Consider the following 16,527-nt stretch of genomic DNA (forward strand, 5'->3'; position numbering starts at 1 on the left):
GGCCCGGTTTTGCGGGCCTATTGGGGCTTGCCGGTGTCCGGATCGGTGAGAACGGTTGCATTCGGCACCTGGGCGCTGCGGATGCCGATGTTCTCGCGCTCATCGGTCGGCACCGCCTTGCGCTCCGTGAGCCGCCACAGGATGTAGATCGCGTAGGCGACCGCCACCAGCATGACCGCATAGATGAAGGTATGCTGGCCGAAGACCGGCGTCAGAAGCGTGACGCCGAGCGGCACGATCGTGGCGGCCGTCGACCAGGCGACGAGCAGCGTCGAGGAGAGAGGCACGAAATCGCCGGGATCGGCGCGATCGTTGGCATGCGCATTGGCGACCGAATAAACCGTCTCGACCGAGCCGCCGAAGACAAGGAAGACGATCATCAGCACGACGATCGTTGCAAACGAGACGAAGAGCGCCGCAAAGCCGGCCGCGACGATGAGCCCGCAGGTGATGAGAAGCACAAAGCGGCGGTCGATGCGATCGGAAAGCACGCCGAGCGGATATTGCACGAAGAGAAGCCCCGTCTGCATCACGAACATCAAGAGCGCCACATCACCTTGAGAGACCTGGCTGGTGGCGGCATAGATCGGCGTGAAACCCTGCACCACCATGGAAAGCCCGCCCGACGCCAGCACGCCGACGAGACCGACGGGTGAGATGCGCCAGGCCATCGGAATGTTGACGCTGACGCTTGCCGGCGGCGGCGGGTTCGGCAAGCGGGTGAGCCCGATCGGCAGGATGGCGAGCGCGGTGAAGAAGATGACGGCAAGCGGCGCCATGTTGCCGTCGGTCGGGATGCGGCCGAAAAGCCAGGCGCCGCAGCCGAGGCCGAGCACATAGGCCATGTAGAAGAAGGACATGGCCTTGCCGCGCCATGCATTGGAGGCGGCATGGTTCAGCCAGCTCTGGGCGATGATGAAATTGACGTTGGCGGCCGCGCCGTAAAGGCCGCGGGCAAGGATCCAGACATAGGCGGGGAGATCCGCGGCGATCAGCACCGCGGCGATGACCACCATGGCCATCGAGCAGGCGAAGAGGCGCGCATGGCCGACACGCTTGATGAGCGGACCGCCGACGACGCAGCCGACAAGCCCGCCGAAGGCGACTGCGGTGACCGCCGCCCCCGCCGCCCAGGGCGTGGCCGAATGGGTCAGCATGAAGGGGACGTAGGCAAACATCACGCCACTGCCGACCGCCGCGATCGTCATGGAGACGACGATGCTGGCAATCGAAAAGGGCGAAGCGACCATCAACGTCTGGCCGTGCATCTCGTTTCTCCGGCGGAGCAGGGCACCGGTTGCGGTGCAGCCGACTCAATGACCCTGTGCTGCTCCATAGCCGATTGACGATGACGGGAGCTATCGCGGAAACGCCATTCCTTCACAAATTTCGCGCATCCACCATGATGCCGCTTGATTCCATCATAAGAGAATGCAATTCTCAGATCATGGAAGAGACGATCGACGACATAGATACGGCGATCAGCGAACGCCTGAGGAGCCTCAGGGCCAAGGCTGGTTTGACGCTGGACGAACTTGCACAACGCTCGGGAGTGAGCCGGGCGATGATCTCCCGCATCGAGCGCGGTGAGGCAAGTCCCACGGCGGCATTGCTCGCCAGGCTCTCGGAGGCATTGGGCCTCACGCTGTCGGCCTTCTTCGCCGATGACGAACCGGCGACCTCGCCGCTCAGCCGCTACGACGACCAGAAGCTCTGGCGCGACCCGCATACGGGCTATCTGCGCCGTTCCGTCTCGCCGCAAGGAACACCGGGCCGGGTGGATATCGTCGAGGTGGACTTTCCAGCCCATGCACGCGTCAGTTTTCCGCCGCGCGAGGAAAGCCGGGTGATGACCCAGCACGTCTGGCTGTTCGAGGGCGTGCTGGAAATGATCATCGGCGAGACCGTTCATACGCTTTATCCGGGCGACTGCCTCTACATGGACCTCGGCGACGCCTTCGACTTTCATAACCCGTCCGACAAGCCGGCCCGCTACGCGGTGATCCTCGACCGCGGCCGGTAACCTCCCAACCGAAAGAGCCAAGATGCCCGCCACCATCCGTATCGTCACCGCCGAAGAAGCCCGCGCCGCCATCGTTGATCTCTGCGAAGTCCTTTCCGACTGCGTCAACGGCGGCGCGTCGGTGGGCTTCATGCTTCCCTACGAGCCGGAGGACGCCGTCGGTTACTGGAACGAGATCGCCGATGCGGTCGAAAAGGGCGGCATCATCCTTGCTGTGGCTGAAGTTGACGGGAAAATCGTCGGAACGGTGCAGGTGGGGCTGGCGTCGAAACCCAACCAGCCGCATCGCGGCGATCTGATGAAGCTTCTGGTGCATCGCTCGGCGCGCGGCCTTGGCCTGTCGCGCAGACTGATGGAGGTCGTGGAAGCGGAGGCCGCCCGCCGGGGCCGCACGCTTCTGGTGCTCGATACGGCAACCGGCAGCGATGCGGAAAAGATCTATCCGCGCTTCGGCTGGAGCCAAGTCGGCGTCATCCCCGATTATGCTATGTGGCCCGAGGGCGGCTTCTGCGGCACGACGCTGTTTTATAAGCGGGTGGGGTGAAGCACGCTGAGTGCGTTTTCAAGCATCATGCCGGGCGTCCAGCGCGCGGCATTCCAGCCGAACTGGCGGGCGCCTTCGATATTCTCTGCCGCATCATCGATGAACATGATCTCGTGAGGCTCAACGCCTGCCTTGGCGGTTGCCAGCCGGAAGAAATCCTGGTCCGGCTTCCTGTGGCCGAGCTTGGCAGAATAGAAGATGTCGTCGAAATGCGTGGCAAGACCGAGTTCGCTCATCAGCCATGCCGCGCGGCGGTGTTCCTGGTTGGTGGCGAGGTAGAGCGCCACTCCGCCCTTTCGAAGTCCGGCGAGATCTTCCAGCAGGCGTTTGTCCAGTCTGGAATCGTTCGCGAACCAGTAGCCAAGCAGGGTTTCCGTTTCGATATGCGGCGCGATATTCGCCAGCACGGCTGTCAGGCGCGGCTCGATCGGCTCGCGGCCGGTGACGATGTCCGGCCAGTAGGGTTTGAAGAATTCCCGCTGGAGGGGCGCGAGCGGAAGTCCAAGGTCGCGCTCGAGATCGGTCGCAAACGGAAGGCCATCGGCAGGTCTGCCGTTCACAAGCACGCCGTCGACATCGACCATCAAGACTTTCATTGCGCAAACGATCCGGTTCTGGGAACTGATAGGGAATTGCTGTAGCACGAAACATGCGGCTTATGGCCAAGAGGTATCGGCAACATGACGCGCAGTTTTCATTGGCTTGGAAGAATTGCCTTCGCCTGGCTCGGCCTTGCCGCCCACACCTGCGCTCAGGACGTGCCGAAATTCACGCAGTTTGCGGAAAAAGTCTATGCGGGACCGAGCGCGCCGCTGAGGCTTGCGACGCAGGACGACCGGGAATTCGCGACCCGGCTTCAGGAGGGCGCGAAACGCCCGGTCAATTTCGCCGGTCACCATATCCTCGCCACATGGGGCTGCGGTGCGGAATGCCTGGGCGGAGCAGTCATCGATGCGCGCACGGGCACTGTCGCCTGGCTTCCCTATTCCGTCTGCTGCTGGGGCGAGGGGGAACCCTTCTATTTCAGGAAGGACAGCCGTTTGATCGTCTTTTCCGGGGTGCTGAACGAGGAAAGCCCCAAGGGCGCACATTTCTTCGAGTTCAGGAACGGAGAATTCAGGCATCTGACGAGCCGTGCGAGCGACGGCTCGGTGCTTTCAGGCATTCCCGAACCGGCGAAATAGGGGCCGATGGCCGGCCCCTATGATGCATTCGGCAAACTAGTGGCTGGCTTTGAGGGTGCGTTCGAAGGCGCTCGTGACGAGGCCGACGAGTTCCTCATGAATGTCGATGCGCGGTCGTCCGGCATCATCGCAGATCGGGTCCAGCTCTCCGACCGATTTCAGGAACTCTGCGGCACCCTGTTTGCAGACGGGCAGGAAGCTGAAATGGTCGGAATTGTCCACCTGTGCATAGGAAGCATTGGGGACCTGTTTCGCCAGCTTGTCCGCAAGCACCGCGACGGGAATTTTGTCGATGCTGCCGAGGTTGATGACGGTGAGCGGTATATCGATGTTCTTCAGGCTCTCCGGCGTGAAGACCGTCGCGAGGCCCGGATCGACCGCAACCACGGAAGCGATGCGGGAGTCGCGGTTCGACTGTTCGAAGCGGGTCTTGTCGATGGTCCTGAGATCCAGGGGCTCGACGGCGACCTGCTCTCCGCCGGCATAGCCGCGGCCGCCGGCAAACCATCGGCAGTCCATCATGTCAGGATGCTCCGCGCAGTAGCGGATATAGCCGGAAAGATCGGCGCGTGCCCCGGCGAGTTCCAGCACCGTGGTGCCGCCGAGCGAGAAGCCGAGCACGCCGATGCGAGCCGGGTCTATCGAGGCTTTCCACTGCGGATCGGCAGAGAGTGCGGTGATGACGGCGGAAATATCCCCTGTGCGCTCCCAGATTTTGGGCGTCGCCGCTGGGGTGGAATCGCCGCTCGTGGTGCCGGGATGGTTGGGACCGGCGACGATGAAACCTGCTTCGGCGAGCTCGGCTGCTATCCAGCCCATGCCTTCGACCCTTGAGCCGGAACCATGGGAAAGGAGGACGAGCGGGAAGCGGCCCTCGCGGATTTCCGCATCTTTGGAAGCGGATGGAATCTCGAAAATGCGGTCCTGAGCGGTTGCACTCTGCGCTCCCGCGGCCGCGGCCGGATACCAGACCGTCACGGCCAGCGGGCGGGGATTGTCCTGCGAGACGACGCTGATCTTGCGGACGCCGACAGGATCGGCGGCAAGAAGCGGCGTGGCGCTGGTGCAAAGGCAAAAGGCAAGAAGAAGTCTGGTCAGTCGCATGGGAACCTCTTGTGGTTGGAAAAGCGATGACTGACCTTCGATGGGACGCGAGGTTTTCTCGACCTCGATCACGTTCGAGGACGTCCTCGAACGTGATCAGGCTCGTTATTCCTGCGTGCCGGCCCCTATTCCGCCGGCACCGGCTGAGGCCGCCTTTCCGTCAGGAAATAGAGCGAGGCGATGACGGGAAGCGCAAGGCCGATCATGGAGGCGAGCATCCAGCCGCCTTCGGCGAAGGCCCAGGCGCCAACCGCTGAACCGATCGCGCCGCCGCAGAAGAAGGTTGCCATGAAGAGGCCGTTCAGGCGGCTGCGGAGATCGGCCCCAAGCCCGTAGATCGCCCGCTGGCCGATGACGAGCGTCATGGTGACGCCGAAGTCGAGCAGGATCGCCGCGAGTGTCAGGAGCGCCAGCGCGATGATGGAGCCTTCCGGAGCGATATGGGTCATCGCGAAGGCTGCTGCCACGGCGAGGATGCCGAAGAGCGTGGCAGGCTTTCCGAGGTCGCGGTCTGCCAGGCGCCCCGCGATCGGCGAGGCGATGGCGCCGGCGACACCGGCAAGCGCGAAGAGGGCGATGCCGGCCTGGGTGAGCTGGAAGGCGGGACCGGCCAGAACCAGCGGCGTCACCGTCCAGAACAGGCTGAAGGCGGCGAACTGACAGGCCTGATAGAAGGCGCGGCGGCGCAGGACCGGCTGGGTCGCATAGAGGCGCCCCATCGATGCAAGCAGGCTGAGATAGGAAAGCTTCGTCTGCGGCATGCGCGTCGGCAGGCGCGTCGCGAGTATGAAGCCCAGAACGATCATGACGGCGGCCGACAGGAAGAAGACGAGGTGCCAGGAGGAAAACCGGGCGATGAAGCTCGAAACCGGCCGGGCCATCATGATGCCGACCATCAGCCCGCTCATGACGTTTCCGACGACTCGGCCGCGATGGGCGTCCGGCGCCAGATTGGCCGCGAAGGGCACGATCATCTGCACCGCGGTGGAGGCAAGCCCGATCGCCAGCGAGGCGGCGAGGAAGGGGAGGACTGCGGTGGAGAACCCTGCCGCGAGAAGCGCGATCGCCGCGGCGCCGACCATCGTCACGATCAGCCGGCGGTTTTCGAGAAGGTCGCCGAGCGGCACGATCAGCAGCAGGCCGAGACCATAGCCGATCTGGGTGAGCGTCACGATAAGGCCCGTCGCATGCGCAGGAAGCCCGATCGAGGCCGCGATCGGACCGGCGAGCGGCTGGCCGTAATAAAGATTGGCGGCGATCAGGCCGCAGGCCGCAGCCATGACGAAGGTCATGCCGGCGGACATCGCGTGTGAACTGGCCGGTGCGGCCATGGCGGCGGAATTGCTTGTCACGAAAAGCTCCTTGGGAGAAAGGATCGGGTTAGAAAATCAATCGAGAAGTTTCATGGCCGCCTCGATCACGGAAAAAGCGCGGTCGCGATCGGGGCCGGTTTTGCCGAGGACCCGCAGGCCCTGGGTGACGGAAAGCAGGAGGCGTGCCGTCGTATCCGGATCGACCGTCTGCGGGATCGAGCCATCCGCATGCCCTTCGCGGATCAGGGCATTGAGAAGAGCTTCGCTGCGTTGCATCGACCGGTCGACCCGCTCGGCGGCTTCCTTGTCGTAGACGGCAAGCTCGATGGCCGTGCCGACGACAAGACAACCACGCCGGCCGCTTTCGCCATGCGAGGCTTCGGCATAAAAGCGCAGCAGTCGGAAAACCCCGTCACGGCCGCTTTCACCGTCGGCAAGTTCCTCATCCAGAAGCGCATTGCGCACCTGTTTGTAGCGGTCGAAGGCAGCCAGGAAGATCGCCTTCTTGTCCTTGAACGCCTTATAGAGGCTGCCGGCGGCAAGGCCCATGGCTTCCTTGAGTTCGGAAATCGAAGCAGCATGATAGCCGCGCTCCGAAAAGACGATGATTGCCTTGTCCAGGGCTTCGTCGATCTCGAATTCGCGCGGGCGGCCGGGTAAGCGTACGGCGACGTCGGAAATGGGATTATCCATGATATGTCGGCTTAATTTGGAAATGATCGTTCCCAAATAGATGTCGAATTGAGTTTCGTCAAGAGGACCGGGCCGGATGAAAGCGGAACATATCCGCTGCGGAAGGGTTCAGCCTCTGTCACCAACGTAAAAAGCTGGAGGACAGACATGAGCAAGAGCGACGTGAAGGAAGCCGTGAAACGCGCCGAGCAGCAGGTGGAGAACACCAGCGGCGGCGGCCATCTCGGCGGCACCTATTATGGCCAGCAGCCGGACGGCAAGACCGCTTCGACCAATCACAATGTCGGCAAGGCCCGCCCGAATACGGGCGCCTGACGTCACGGCAAAGAAGAAATTTCAAGCCCCGCTGCGTGCGGGGCTTTTGTTGTATCGTCGGCAAATCCGGTTTCGAAAAAAATCGAGAAGCCTGTCGGGAAAGGGCGATGCCATGCGTCCTTGGTTCGGGATGGCGCTGCGGAGGGTGCGCCGCGCATCCGGATCTCGGAACCTATGGCAAATGGGAGTAGGGCATGATGACCAATTATCGCTGGGTGATTGTCGCTGCGGGGGCGCTTATGGGCTGCGTCGCCGTCGGCACGATGTTTTCGCTCGCCATCTTTCTGCAGCCGATCGCGACCGATACCGGATGGTCGCATGCCGGCATTTCCAGTGCGATGACACTGAATTTCATCGTGATGGGGCTTGGCGGCTTTCTTTGGGGTACGGCGAGCGACCGCTACGGCGCACGTATCGTCGTGCTGATCGGTGCGGCCTTGCTCGGGCTGGCGCTTGTGCTGACAAGCCAGGTGCAGAATCTTTTCCTTTTCCAGGTCATCTACGGCTGCCTCGTGGGCCTGTCCGCGAGCGCCTTCTTTGCGCCGATGATCGCGCTCACCATGTCCTGGTTCGACAAGCATCGCAGCCTTGCCGTCTCGCTCGTATCCGCCGGGATGGGTGTCGCGCCGATGACGATTTCGCCCTTCGCCCGCTGGCTGATCACCTATTATGACGACTGGCGGATGGCCATGTTCCTGATCGGCGTCGGGGCATGGGTGCTGCTTCTGCCGGCGGCACTGCTGGTGCGCAATCCGCCGGCGGTCGCGGCCGTGCCCGGCGCACATCCGCAAACCGGAGCGGAAGGATCGGGCATCCCGCTTTCAAAAATCCTGCGTTCACCGCAGTTCCTGGTGCTGGCCTTCACTTTCTTTGCCTGCTGCGCGGCCCATTCCGGCCCGATTTTCCACATGGTGAGCTATGCCATGTTCTGCGGCGTCGCGCCGATGGCGGCGGTGACAATCTACAGCGTCGAGGGGGCGGCAGGGCTTGGCGGCCGCGTGCTGTTCGGGGTGCTGGCGGATAAATTCGGCGTCAAGCCGGTGCTGATCGGCGGGCTGATGATCCAGGCTGCGGTGATCGCCGCCTATACGATGGCCGCCGACCTCACCCAATTCTACATGCTCGCGGTGATCTTCGGCGGAACCTATGGCGGCGTCATGCCGCTCTATGCGGTTCTGGCGGGCGAATATTTCGCGCCTCGGATCCTGGGTACCGTTCTTGGCGGCGCAACCATGCTGTCAAGTATCGGCATGGCCTTCGGTCCGCTGGCCGGCGGCTGGGCCTTCGACCAGTTCAACAATTACAACTGGCTGTTCTTCGGTTCGGCGCTGGTCGGTCTCGGCGCGGTCCTGATCGCACTCGCCTTCCCGCCACTGCCGGGCCGGCAAGAGGAGAAGCTCCAGCCGGCATGAGCCGCTGCGGCGCCCTATCGCGAAATAGGAAAAGCCCGGGAGTCCCGGGCTTTTGCGGATCTCAATGACCAGCCGGTCTCTTGCGGCTCTTCGGGGGCGCTTGCGGCGGTTGGTCGGCTTCGCGCTGAAGTCGAAGCTGCTTGAGCTTTTCGGTTTTCTTTTCCCGTTGCGATGTTTCCGCGGCAATGATGGCGCGAGCCGTATGATCGGTGGCTGCGGCCTTGTCACGCGCGGAAAGCTTGGTGGGATTGAAGAATTCGTCTTTGGTTGCGGTCATGAGATCCTCCTTCCTGTAGAGAAAGTCTGGGCCTGTGGAGAAAGTCCGGGCGGTCCGACAGATATCAACGCGTACGCACGACCTTCTTTGGCGCCGGCAGCAGACCTTCGCGCTGAGCCTTCTTGCGGGCGAGCTTGCGGTAACGCCGGATGGCCTCGGCCTTTTCACGGGCACGCTTTTCGGAAGGTTTCTCGTAAGCGCTGCGCGCCTTCATTTCGCGGAAGACGCCTTCGCGCTGCATCTTCTTCTTGAGCACCCGAAGTGCCTGATCGACGTTGTTGTCTCTAACAAGAACCTGCAAACTATATCCTTTCCATTGCGGGTAAACCCGTCTTCAATCAAGGGGTTGAAACTTACTTTCCGATGCGGATGCGCGATGGCTTGAGCCACGGCTCGCCGGATCCTGTCGGCGCGGTCTCGCCTTTTGTAGCTGACGTTGCGGTCGCCGATGTGTCGATATCACTCGCAACGATACGCCGTTCGAAGTTCTCGTTGTCGAAGCGCACGCGATATTGATGCTCCCCGCGATCAGCCGCCGGTAAAAGTCCAACGATCCGGCATGTGCGGTCGCCCGTGGCCGTCCGCGTCAATCCCGCCTTCAAGACGACGAGATCGTTGACGGCATAGATGTTCGGGCTCATCTTTTTCTCCTTGAGCCCGGCCGGGAAGCCGGACAAAAACAAAAAGGCCGGGCGTTACCCCGACCTCTTCCCGTCATTCAAGCGCTAGCTGCCAGTACATCCGTGGTCAGCCGAGGCGAATGACATCCTTATGCAGCCCGCAGATTGTCGGCCGAGCTCTTGCCGGACTTGCGGTCGCGAACGATCTCGTAAGAGATCTTCTGACCTTCTGCCAGCGAGGACATGCCAGCGCGTTCGACAGCGGAAACATGGACAAAAACGTCCGTCGCGCCGTCATCAGGCTGAATGAAGCCAAAACCTTTGGTGCTGTTGAACCACTTTACGGTGCCAGTGTTCATAACGATTTCCTTTCAATCGCTAGAGTTATCGGACAGTATTTCGTCCGCTTTGATCGATATTTGAGAGGAAATCTGACAGAGCGCAAAGCTCGTTGACAAAGGTCGCAAGCAATTTTCGATGTCGGCAATATATGCCTTATCCCCGGATAATCAATGCTCAATGGTCGATTTAATTTTCCCAGCACCGGGACGAAAGCGGGAATTCCTCACCCAAGGGTTTGATTTTGAAACGTATTATTGAAAGACAAATTCTCTCTCCGCAGAGACGAAGAGGCTTTCGAAGACGGCCGGACGGATCGGCGTCGGGTCAGGAAGCCCGGAATTCTCCGGGCTTCCTAAGCGAGGGATGGCGGTCAGAGTGTGCCGTTGCGCTGCTGTGTCATCATGAAGGTGTCGTAGGAATATTCCGCGACCTGGGCCCAGAGATAGGCGTCCTTCTTGAAAGCCTGCTGGCTGTCGTAGAGCTTCTTGAACGCCGGGCTCCTGGCCGAGAGCTCGGCATAGGTTTCCATTGCTGCCTTGAAACAGACATCCATGATCTCGCGGCTGAAGGGCTTCAGGATCGCACCTTCTGCGACGAGCTGCTTGAGCGCCCTGGCATTGTGCGCGTCGTAATTGGCGAGCATGCTCATGTTGGCCGACGAGCAGGCATTCGCCAGGATCTGCTGGTAGCTCTTCGGCAGGGCGTTGAACTTTTCCAGGTTGAAGAAGGCGTGCATGGCAGGGCCGCCTTCCCACCAGGCCGGATAGTAATAATATTTCGCAACCTTCGCGAAGCCGAGCTTCTGATCGTCATAGGGGCCGACGAATTCGGTAGCGTCGATCGTGCCCTTTTCAAGCGCCGTATAGACGTCGCCCGCAGCGATCTGCTGGGGCGTGACGCCGACCTTCTGCATGACCTGGCCGGCGAGCCCGGCGATGCGCATCTTCAGGCCCTTCAGATCATCGATCGTGTTGATCTCCTTGCGGAACCAGCCGCCCATCTGCGTGCCGCTGTTGCCGGCCGGCAGGGCATAGAGATTGCGCGGTGCCAGGAATTCGTTGATCAGGTCGTTACCGCCGCCCGCCGTGAACCAGGCGTTCGTCATGCGGGCGTTGAGGCCGAAAGGAATGGCGGTGCCGAGCGCGAAGGCCGGGTCCTGTCCGATATAGTAGTAGGAACAGGTATGCGCCATTTCGACCGTGCCGTTGGCGACGGCGTCCGCTGCCTGAAGGCCGGGCACGATCTCGCCGGCGGCGAAGATCTGGATCGTGAATTTGCCGTCCGTGGCGTTCTTGACGCTTTCGGCGATCTCGTTGGCGGCGCCGAAGATGATGTCGAGGCTCTTCGGGAAGGAGGAGGTCAGCCGCCAGGTGATGCTCGGGTTTTCCTGGGCGATGGCCGGTGCGGCCAGAGGGGCGGCAAGCGCCGTCGCGGCGGCGGCCCCGGCGCCTGTTGTCGCGGCCTGTCGCAAGAAATGTCTGCGGTTCATGGAAGTTCTCCTCGACTTCGGAAAGATACGCGCTGAAAGGGTATGATACCGCTCATAATCCTTTCATTTCGGGAACGGCAAGCAAAATCCCGGAGGATCGCTCCGGGATTTCGCTCTTTCACATGAACGCGATGATCAGAGCGTGCCCTTGCGCTGCTGGACCATCATGTAGGTGTCGTAGGTATATTCGGCGATCTGGTTCCACAGGTAGCCGTCCTTCTTGAACTCTTGCTGGCTGTCGTAGATCTTCTTGAAAGTCTGGTTCTTTGCGGTGATTTCCGCATAGACTTCCTGCGCCGCCTGATAGCTCGCGTCGAGGATTTCCTGGCTGAAGGGCTTCAGGACCGCGCCTTCTGCAACGAGCTGCTTGAGCGCCTTGGCGTTATGCGCGTCGTAGCGGGCGAGCATGTTGGTATTGGCATTGGCGCAGGCATCCTTCAGCATGCGCTGGTAGCTCTTCGGCAGCGCCTTGAACTTTTCCAGGTTGAAGAAGGCATGCACGGCCGGGCCGCCTTCCCACCAGGCCGGATAATAGTAATATTTCGCGACCTTCACGAAGCCGAGTTTCCGGTCGTCATAAGGGCCGACGAATTCGGTGGCGTCGATCGTGCCCTTTTCGAGAGCGGCGTAGACGTCGCCGCCGGCGATCTGCTGCGGCGTGACGCCGACCTTCTGCATGACCTGGCCGGCAAGCCCGGCGATACGCATCTTGAGGCCCTTCAGGTCATCGATCGTGTTGATCTCCTTGCGGAACCAGCCGCCCATCTGCGCGCCGGTATTGCCGGCCGGCAATGCATAGAGATTGTAGCCGGCGAGGAAGTCGTTGATCAGCTCGTTGCCGCCGCCGACGGAGAACCAGGCATTGGTCTGCCGCGCGTTGAGACCGAAGGGCACGGCCGTGCCGAGCGCGAAAGTCGGGTCCTTGCCGATGTAATAGTAGCAGCAGCTATGCGCCATCTCGACGGTTCCGGCCGCAACCGCGTCGGCCGCCTGAAGACCGGGGACGATCTCACCCGCAGCATAGGTTTCGATGGTGAAGTTGCCGTCGGAGGCTTCCTTCACGCTTTCCGCAATCTCGGTCGAGGCGGTGAAAAGGATATCGGTGTTCTTGGTGAAGGAGGAGGTCATCCTCCAGGAGAGCTTCGGATTTTCCTGGGCGATGGCCGGTGCGGCCAGGGGAGCGGTAAGCGCGGTCGCGGCAGCGGCGCCCACGCCGGCGGTCGCTGCCTGCCGGAAGAAATGTCTGCGGTTCATGGGAATAAGGCCTTCTTGACTTTGGGAGGTGCCGGATTTTCGCCCGTGCGGGCCGCTCTTAATCCTTTCGTTTCGGGAACGGCAAGCAAAAAATCCGGAAGATTACGCCGCGGCGCGGCAATCCTTTTCAAAAATTGCTTTTCCAAATTAAGACGGGCGCCAAATTCCCGCGCGGCAAAAAAGTCTCTTGAAGTTTCCCGTTTACGGCTTAGTTTAGAATTATTCTAATAAGAGGTTTTCATGTTAGGCCGTCTTTTGCCCGCATCCAAGCGATCGTTTGATTCTCTGAGCGAGGAGGAAATTCTCGCTCTCGCCATCACCTCGGAAGAGGAAGACTCCCGCATCTACTTGGCTTATGCCGACAGTTTGCGGGAGCAGTATCCATCCTCCGCGAAGGTCTTCGAGGATATGGCGGAGGTCGAGCAGACCCATAGGAACATGCTGATCGAGATGTTCCGCTCCCGCTTCGGCGAACGCATCCCGCTGATCCGCCGGGAGCATGTGCGCGGCTTCTACGAGCGCAAGCCCGACTGGCTCAGGAAGAACCTGCCGCTTGAGACAGTGCGGGCCGAGACCGAGGCCATGGAGCAGCAGGCCGCGCGATTCTACAGGGAGGCGACCAAGCGCGTTTCCGACGCCTCGACCCGCAAACTGCTGGGCGATCTCGCGCTTGCAGAGGAGGGGCATGAGGATATCGCCCGCCTGCTGAGCGAGAAGCATGTGCCGGAAGACGTGAAGTCGGAAGAGGATCAAACCGCGCGGCGCCAGTTCATCCTTACCTATGTCCAGCCGGGTCTGGCGGGCCTGATGGACGGCTCGGTCTCGACGCTTGCTCCGATCTTCGCGGCGGCCTTCGCCACGGGAGATACGTGGTCGACCTTCCTGATCGGACTCTCCGCTTCGGTCGGGGCAGGCATCTCGATGGGCTTTACGGAAGCGGCCCATGACGACGGGAAGATTTCCGGCCGCGGTTCGCCGGTCAAACGCGGGCTTGCTTCCGGCATCATGACGGCGATCGGCGGCCTCGGCCATGCCTTGCCCTATCTCATTCCGCATTTCTGGACAGCCACCACCGTGGCCGCGATTGTCGTTTTCTTCGAGCTCTGGGCGATTGCCTTCATCCAGAACCGCTACATGGAAACGCCATTCCTGCGCGCCGTCTTCCAGGTGGTCTTTGGCGGTTCGCTGGTGCTGGCGGCCGGTATATTGATCGGCAATGGGTGAGGAACGGTCGGGCGAAGCCCGAGCAATCGATCCAGTGAATCGATTGCAGTGACGAACGCCCTGAGCCTGGAGCGAAGGGCCGGTCGTCGGTGCGGCATAGTCGATCCCGAAGGCGCAGCCGGCAAAATGCTCCGGTAGGGCGTTTTGAGCACCGAACGCCCTGGGCCCAAAGCGAAGGGCCGGTCGTCGGTGCGGCATAGTCGATCCCGAAGGCGCAGCCGGCAAAATGCTCCGGTAGGGCGTTTTGAGCACCGAACGCCCTGGGCCCAAAGCGAAGGGCAGATCGCCGCTGCGGCAAACTTTTCTCTTTCAGGTCGTTAAACAAAACCGCCTGCGATCAGATGATCGCAGGCGGCCTGGGTCCCCCGTGCTGACCCGTTGATCAGCGCAATGCGCCGACAAGAACGTCGCGGCCGTTTTCGATCGTTACCCAGCGGCCTGTGTTGAAGGATGCCTGGCGCTTCAGGAACGTGTAAGGCGTCTGATGCCAAGGCTTCACCTCATTATCGAGGTTGTCGAGAATGAAGTCGCCGTCGGAGGTGCGAAGCGTCAGGACTGCATGTCCCTCGCCGTCGGGTTTGCGGACGACAGTCATGAGAAGATCGGAAAGGGCAAAGCCCCGAGCTGCCAATTCCTTACGCTTCTCGAGCGCGTAATCCTCGCAGTCGGCGAAATTGGTGGGATAGGCCCAAACTTCTTCCCGACCGTAGATTTCCTTGTCGGTCTTGGCGAAGAAGCGGCCGTTGACGGATCGGTTGACCTGGCGAACCAGAGCCCAGCCCTTGGCGCTGATCTTGGGAGCCGGAGCCGAACGGCCCCTGATCGAACATTCAGACTGATATTTCTGGCAGAATTCGTAATGACCGATCGGCTGGGACGTGACTGCGCCTGTAACCATGGAATTCAACGACCTTGGAGCCGGCACTGCTGCGCTCACTGGTACAAGTACGCTGACTAGGATCACGGCAAGCCGTGCCTGCAAGGCTCTCATCATGGACCCGTCCCTTAAATTCCTAACGAAAAGTTAAGATTGGACGGGCGCAAGAGTCAATCGGTGAAGATTTGTTAATGTTTGGCTCGTGATATTATGGTTAAGGCTGCTGTTTTTTTGTCTCAGGCCAAAATTTAATCATGCATAATTAGGGCTGAGGCCGCAGCCCTCAATTTTTCGATGTCCTGCGGCCTTGAAAGCCGGTGGTCGCCATCGCGGACCAGGGTCAGCACGACGTCGTCGGCCGGCAGGAATTCGACGAGCTTCAGGGCGTGCTGGTAAGGCACGTCGCGATCCTTCATGCCCTGCAGGATGGTGACCGGACAGCCGGTTTCGATAATCCCGGTCAGCACGCGGTTCCTGCGGCCGTCCTCGATCAGGTCGCGGGTATAGATGTTGGGCTCGGAACTGTATTCCGAAGGTTCTTCGAAATAGCCGCGTTCGGCAAGCGACCGACGCTCCGCATCCGTCAGGTTCGGCTCGATAAGCTCCGCGGTGAAGTCCGGCGCCGGCGCGATCAGCACGATGCCGTCGATCTGCGGCGCCTTTTTCCGTTTCTTCAGTTCCTGTACCAGCCGCAGCGCGATCCAGCCGCCCATGGAGGAGCCGACAAGGATGACGCGCTTCGGCTTGATGTCATCGAGGACGGCCAGCGCCTCTTCGAGCCAGCGGGAAATGGTGCCGTCCCGGAAAGCCCCACCGGAAATGCCGTGGCCGGAATAGTCGAACCGGATGGCCGCGATCCCGAGTTCACCCGCCAAGGCGTCGAGTTCCACTGCCTTGGTGCCGGACATGTCGGACCGGTAGCCGCCGAGCCAGACGAAAGCGAGGCCGGTCTTCTTCTGCGCAGCCCGGTGGAGGATCGCAATCTCGCGGCCGGCCGGCCCTTCGCCTACGGTGATCCTCTTTTCGGTGATGTGGGCTGCGGCCTCTGTCATGGCGGGTTCCTTGCACGTTTTGCCGCGCATATAAAACAAATTCGCAGCATGCGACAGCAGGTGATTTTTTCATGACAACGTGCTATTGACTTCGCGCGAGCGATCACGACATTGCCCCCGGCCGCAGGCGGGGTCAGGTGAAAGTCGTTGCTTGCGTTTCGAAACAATCAGGAGAATACGACCATTCGCAGACCATTCAAAGCCGATGCCCCCGTCAAGGAGGGGCCGCGCGCCAACAGGGAAATTCGCATTCCCAAGGTCCAGCTTATCGATGCCGAAGGCCAGAACCTCGGTGTGGTTCCCACCGACCAAGCCCTCAGGATGGCAGAGGAAGCCGGTCTTGATCTTGTCGAGATCTCGCCGAACAACGATCCGCCGGTGTGCAAGATTCTCGACCTCGGCAAGCTGAAATATGCGAACCAGAAGAAGGCGGCCGAAGCCCGCAAGAAGCAGAAGATCGTCGAAGTCAAAGAGATCAAGATGCGCCCCAACATCGACACCCATGATTATGAGGTGAAGATGAAGGCGATCAATCGCTTCTTCGAGGAGGGCGACAAGGTGAAGGTGACCTTGAAGTTCCGTGGCCGTGAAATGGCCCACCAGGAACTCGGGATGAAGCTCCTGCTCCAGGTGAAGGACGACACCCAGGAGATCGCCAAGGTCGAAGCCGAGCCGAAGCTCGAAGGCCGCCAGATGATGATGGTGCTGGCGCCGAAATAAGCGCCGCACCTTCCTGCATTCCGCGGTTTCGCCGGCATTCCTGCCGGTTTCCCGACACGCTTTCTTTCCCATTGCGCTTTTGAC

The 16,527-nt window shown here is 61.1% G+C and carries 20 protein-coding genes; 7 read left to right on the top strand and 13 right to left on the bottom strand.

Going from position 1 to position 16,527, the window contains the following annotated elements; all coding sequences use genetic code 11:
- Positions 1-17: 17 nt before the first annotated feature.
- The gene (locus QEO92_RS26155; protein WP_227704969.1) at positions 18-1,268 is read right to left on the bottom strand and encodes an MFS transporter; all 1,251 of its coding nucleotides are present in this window, start codon (positions 1,266-1,268) and stop codon (positions 18-20) included.
- Between the two features lie 179 nt (positions 1,269-1,447).
- On the opposite strand from QEO92_RS26155, the gene QEO92_RS26160 reads away from it, so the two are divergent.
- Positions 1,448-2,023, top strand: a complete 576-nt coding sequence (locus QEO92_RS26160; RefSeq protein WP_227704970.1) for a helix-turn-helix domain-containing protein — start codon at positions 1,448-1,450, stop codon at positions 2,021-2,023.
- Positions 2,024-2,045: 22 nt separating this feature from the next.
- Entirely contained in the window at positions 2,046-2,567 is a 522-nt protein-coding gene (locus QEO92_RS26165; RefSeq protein ID WP_227704971.1) for a GNAT family N-acetyltransferase, read from the top strand.
- On the opposite strand, the gene QEO92_RS26170 is transcribed toward QEO92_RS26165, so the two are convergent.
- Positions 2,549-3,163 carry an HAD family hydrolase gene (locus tag QEO92_RS26170; protein WP_227704972.1) on the bottom strand — a complete coding sequence of 205 codons (615 nt, stop codon included), beginning with the start codon at positions 3,161-3,163 and terminating at the stop codon, positions 2,549-2,551. The genes QEO92_RS26165 and QEO92_RS26170 overlap by 19 nt on opposite strands.
- Positions 3,164-3,247: 84 nt before the next feature.
- Between QEO92_RS26170 and QEO92_RS26175 the strand changes: the two genes are divergently transcribed.
- Complete coding sequence (locus QEO92_RS26175) at positions 3,248-3,751, top strand: hypothetical protein (RefSeq protein WP_227704973.1); 504 nt, start codon at positions 3,248-3,250, stop codon at positions 3,749-3,751.
- Positions 3,752-3,787: 36 nt separating this feature from the next.
- Here QEO92_RS26175 and QEO92_RS26180 read toward each other — a convergent pair whose 3' ends face one another.
- The 3 genes from QEO92_RS26180 to QEO92_RS26190 form a co-directional block, all read right to left on the bottom strand.
- The gene (locus QEO92_RS26180; RefSeq protein ID WP_227704974.1) at positions 3,788-4,855 is read right to left on the bottom strand and encodes an alpha/beta hydrolase family protein; all 1,068 of its coding nucleotides are present in this window, start codon (positions 4,853-4,855) and stop codon (positions 3,788-3,790) included.
- A 125-nt stretch (positions 4,856-4,980) separates the two neighbouring features.
- A complete protein-coding gene (locus QEO92_RS26185) occupies positions 4,981-6,186 on the bottom strand; it encodes an MFS transporter (protein ID WP_227705267.1) in 1,206 nt (401 codons plus the stop codon).
- A 57-nt stretch (positions 6,187-6,243) separates the two neighbouring features.
- Entirely contained in the window at positions 6,244-6,861 is a 618-nt protein-coding gene (locus QEO92_RS26190; protein ID WP_227704975.1) for a TetR/AcrR family transcriptional regulator, read from the bottom strand.
- A gap of 147 nt (positions 6,862-7,008) precedes the next feature.
- Between QEO92_RS26190 and QEO92_RS26195 the strand changes: the two genes are divergently transcribed.
- Both QEO92_RS26195 and QEO92_RS26200 read left to right on the top strand, forming a co-directional pair.
- Complete coding sequence (locus tag QEO92_RS26195) at positions 7,009-7,176, top strand: hypothetical protein (protein ID WP_200884026.1); 168 nt, start codon at positions 7,009-7,011, stop codon at positions 7,174-7,176.
- Between the two features lie 194 nt (positions 7,177-7,370).
- A complete protein-coding gene (locus tag QEO92_RS26200) occupies positions 7,371-8,588 on the top strand; it encodes an MFS transporter (RefSeq protein ID WP_227704976.1) in 1,218 nt (405 codons plus the stop codon).
- A gap of 61 nt (positions 8,589-8,649) precedes the next feature.
- Here QEO92_RS26200 and QEO92_RS26205 read toward each other — a convergent pair whose 3' ends face one another.
- The 6 genes from QEO92_RS26205 to QEO92_RS26230 all read right to left on the bottom strand — a co-directional run bounded on the left by QEO92_RS26205 (position 8,650) and on the right by QEO92_RS26230 (position 12,570).
- Positions 8,650-8,865, bottom strand: a complete 216-nt coding sequence (locus QEO92_RS26205; RefSeq protein ID WP_037159510.1) for a hypothetical protein — start codon at positions 8,863-8,865, stop codon at positions 8,650-8,652.
- 64 nt (positions 8,866-8,929) lie between these two features.
- Complete coding sequence (gene rpsU / locus QEO92_RS26210) at positions 8,930-9,166, bottom strand: 30S ribosomal protein S21 (RefSeq protein WP_037159507.1); 237 nt, start codon at positions 9,164-9,166, stop codon at positions 8,930-8,932.
- 52 nt (positions 9,167-9,218) lie between these two features.
- On the bottom strand, positions 9,219-9,506 hold the full coding sequence (locus tag QEO92_RS26215) for a hypothetical protein (RefSeq protein WP_037160103.1): 288 nt from the start codon (positions 9,504-9,506) through the stop codon (positions 9,219-9,221).
- Positions 9,507-9,634: 128 nt separating this feature from the next.
- Positions 9,635-9,844, bottom strand: a complete 210-nt coding sequence (locus QEO92_RS26220) for a cold-shock protein (RefSeq protein ID WP_037159504.1) — start codon at positions 9,842-9,844, stop codon at positions 9,635-9,637.
- 353 nt (positions 9,845-10,197) lie between these two features.
- Positions 10,198-11,316 carry a TRAP transporter substrate-binding protein gene (locus QEO92_RS26225; protein WP_227704977.1) on the bottom strand — a complete coding sequence of 373 codons (1,119 nt, stop codon included), beginning with the start codon at positions 11,314-11,316 and terminating at the stop codon, positions 10,198-10,200.
- A 135-nt stretch (positions 11,317-11,451) separates the two neighbouring features.
- Positions 11,452-12,570: a TRAP transporter substrate-binding protein gene (locus tag QEO92_RS26230; RefSeq protein ID WP_227704978.1), complete on the bottom strand. Its 1,119-nt coding sequence runs from the start codon at positions 12,568-12,570 to the stop codon at positions 11,452-11,454.
- A 240-nt stretch (positions 12,571-12,810) separates the two neighbouring features.
- Here QEO92_RS26230 and mbfA point away from each other — a divergent pair, with 240 nt between their 5' ends.
- Positions 12,811-13,794 (top strand): iron exporter MbfA, encoded by a 984-nt coding sequence (mbfA, locus tag QEO92_RS26235; protein ID WP_037159496.1) that lies wholly within the window; start codon positions 12,811-12,813, stop codon positions 13,792-13,794.
- Positions 13,795-14,176: 382 nt separating this feature from the next.
- On the opposite strand, the gene QEO92_RS26240 is transcribed toward mbfA, so the two are convergent.
- The gene (locus QEO92_RS26240) at positions 14,177-14,788 is read right to left on the bottom strand and encodes a transglutaminase-like cysteine peptidase (RefSeq protein ID WP_037159493.1); all 612 of its coding nucleotides are present in this window, start codon (positions 14,786-14,788) and stop codon (positions 14,177-14,179) included.
- A 131-nt stretch (positions 14,789-14,919) separates the two neighbouring features.
- Positions 14,920-15,723 carry an alpha/beta hydrolase gene (locus QEO92_RS26245; protein ID WP_037160100.1) on the bottom strand — a complete coding sequence of 268 codons (804 nt, stop codon included), beginning with the start codon at positions 15,721-15,723 and terminating at the stop codon, positions 14,920-14,922.
- 183 nt (positions 15,724-15,906) lie between these two features.
- Between QEO92_RS26245 and infC the strand changes: the two genes are divergently transcribed.
- Positions 15,907-16,443: a translation initiation factor IF-3 gene (gene infC / locus QEO92_RS26250; RefSeq protein WP_081953048.1), complete on the top strand. Its 537-nt coding sequence runs from the start codon at positions 15,907-15,909 to the stop codon at positions 16,441-16,443.
- The last annotated feature ends 84 nt before the right edge of the window (positions 16,444-16,527 follow it).

It is taken from the genome of Neorhizobium petrolearium (assembly GCF_029854435.1).
Classification (GTDB): domain Bacteria; phylum Pseudomonadota; class Alphaproteobacteria; order Rhizobiales; family Rhizobiaceae; genus Neorhizobium; species Neorhizobium petrolearium.

Excerpts from the sequence above, each read along its gene's own strand:
- QEO92_RS26155 (WP_227704969.1), bottom strand. The coding sequence starts at position 1,268 with ATGCACGGCCAGACGTTGATGGTCGCTTCGCCCTTTTCGATTGCCAGC.
- QEO92_RS26160 (WP_227704970.1), top strand. The coding sequence starts at position 1,448 with ATGGAAGAGACGATCGACGACATAGATACGGCGATCAGCGAACGCCTG.
- QEO92_RS26165 (WP_227704971.1), top strand. The coding sequence starts at position 2,046 with ATGCCCGCCACCATCCGTATCGTCACCGCCGAAGAAGCCCGCGCCGCC.
- QEO92_RS26170 (WP_227704972.1), bottom strand. The coding sequence starts at position 3,163 with ATGAAAGTCTTGATGGTCGATGTCGACGGCGTGCTTGTGAACGGCAGA.
- QEO92_RS26175 (WP_227704973.1), top strand. The coding sequence starts at position 3,248 with ATGACGCGCAGTTTTCATTGGCTTGGAAGAATTGCCTTCGCCTGGCTC.
- QEO92_RS26180 (WP_227704974.1), bottom strand. The coding sequence starts at position 4,855 with ATGCGACTGACCAGACTTCTTCTTGCCTTTTGCCTTTGCACCAGCGCC.
- QEO92_RS26185 (WP_227705267.1), bottom strand. The coding sequence starts at position 6,186 with ATGGCCGCACCGGCCAGTTCACACGCGATGTCCGCCGGCATGACCTTC.
- QEO92_RS26190 (WP_227704975.1), bottom strand. The coding sequence starts at position 6,861 with ATGGATAATCCCATTTCCGACGTCGCCGTACGCTTACCCGGCCGCCCG.
- QEO92_RS26195 (WP_200884026.1), top strand. The coding sequence starts at position 7,009 with ATGAGCAAGAGCGACGTGAAGGAAGCCGTGAAACGCGCCGAGCAGCAG.
- QEO92_RS26200 (WP_227704976.1), top strand. The coding sequence starts at position 7,371 with ATGATGACCAATTATCGCTGGGTGATTGTCGCTGCGGGGGCGCTTATG.
- QEO92_RS26205 (WP_037159510.1), bottom strand. The coding sequence starts at position 8,865 with ATGACCGCAACCAAAGACGAATTCTTCAATCCCACCAAGCTTTCCGCG.
- QEO92_RS26215 (WP_037160103.1), bottom strand. The coding sequence starts at position 9,506 with ATGAGCCCGAACATCTATGCCGTCAACGATCTCGTCGTCTTGAAGGCG.
- QEO92_RS26220 (WP_037159504.1), bottom strand. The coding sequence starts at position 9,844 with ATGAACACTGGCACCGTAAAGTGGTTCAACAGCACCAAAGGTTTTGGC.
- QEO92_RS26225 (WP_227704977.1), bottom strand. The coding sequence starts at position 11,316 with ATGAACCGCAGACATTTCTTGCGACAGGCCGCGACAACAGGCGCCGGG.
- QEO92_RS26230 (WP_227704978.1), bottom strand. The coding sequence starts at position 12,570 with ATGAACCGCAGACATTTCTTCCGGCAGGCAGCGACCGCCGGCGTGGGC.
- mbfA (WP_037159496.1), top strand. The coding sequence starts at position 12,811 with ATGTTAGGCCGTCTTTTGCCCGCATCCAAGCGATCGTTTGATTCTCTG.
- QEO92_RS26240 (WP_037159493.1), bottom strand. The coding sequence starts at position 14,788 with ATGATGAGAGCCTTGCAGGCACGGCTTGCCGTGATCCTAGTCAGCGTA.
- QEO92_RS26245 (WP_037160100.1), bottom strand. The coding sequence starts at position 15,723 with ATGACAGAGGCCGCAGCCCACATCACCGAAAAGAGGATCACCGTAGGC.